Genomic DNA, 1,215 nt, shown 5'->3' with positions numbered 1-1,215 from the left:
CTAGACTGTATGTCCCCTCCACAAAATGAGGCGACTCACCCTCAATGTTGCGACGAGGGTTGCCTGGATGGACCGGGCAGAGCCTCAAACAAGGAGGGCGAGTCGTGGGTCATCATACCGAGGTCTTTGTCGGAATCGATACGTCAAAATCGCGCAATGCAATAGCCATTGCCGATGGCGGCCGTGGCGGCGAGGTACGATATCTCGGGGAGTTTTCTGCCACGGAGGCAGCGATCCGAAAGCTGGTGGCAAAGCTTGCAGCGAAATGCTGTCATCTGACGTTTTGCTACGAAGCAGGGCCGACAGGATATGGCCTCTACAGACTGCTCAAGAGCCTCGGCCATGACTGCCTGGTGGTGGCCCCCTCGCTCGTTCCGAAGAAGGCCGGCGATCGAGTGAAGACGAACCGGCGCGATGCAGTAAGCCTCGCCAAGCTGTTGCGCGCGGGCGAGCTCACCGCGGTATGGGTGCCGGACGAGCGCCATGAGGCTATGCGCGATCTCTCGCGCGCCCGTCAGGCAGTGAAGAAGGACCTCCAGGGCAAGCGTCAACAGATCTCGTCATTGATGCTGCGACTGGGACGCATCTATCCGGGCAAGACAACGTGGGGACCAGCCCACATGAGATGGCTGATGTCGCAGAAGCTCGAGCATCGCGAGCAGCGCATCGCATTCGAGGAGTTACTTGAGGGGATACGCCAGGAAAGTGAGCGGATGGAGCGTTTGGAAGATGCCATCCGCGAGGTAGTACCGGAGTGGTCGCTTGCCGAGGTTGTCGCGGCTCTGCAGGCGATGCGGGGAATTGATCTCATTGCGGCTGTGGGGGTGCTGGCCGAGATCGGTGATCTCTCCCGCTTTCAAAATCCGCGCGAGCTGATGGGCTATCTGGGTCTGGTGCCCACGGAAAACTCGACTGGCGACAAGGTTAAGCGAGGCGGCATCACCAAAGCCGGTAATGGGCGGGCGCGACGTATTCTTGTGGAGGCGGCCTGGAGCTATCGATATCCGCCGCGCGTGAGCCGAGACAAGCAGCCAAAGGTGGAGGCCGCACCGAGACGCGCGCGAGAGATCGCATGGAAAGCGCAAACCAGATTGTGCGGACGCTTCCGCTCACTCGAGCGGAAGGGCAAGCGGCGAACCGTAATCGTCACGGCGATTGCCCGAGAGCTATCCGCCTTCATTTGGGCAATCAACCGCGAGCTCATGGCACCTCGAC

General features: G+C 60.5%; 1 protein-coding gene. It reads left to right on the top strand.

All coding sequences use genetic code 11. The features are described from left to right. Positions 1 to 104: 104 nt before the first annotated feature. Positions 105 to 1,215 (top strand): IS110 family RNA-guided transposase (locus ACZXDY_RS45960; RefSeq protein WP_464350020.1); only part of this gene is annotated, 1,111 nt, incomplete at its 3' end.

This window comes from Bradyrhizobium sp. LeoB3 (assembly GCF_055456055.1).
Note: the sequence above shows the minus strand (reverse complement) of the source record. Positions and strands in the feature narration are given on the sequence as shown.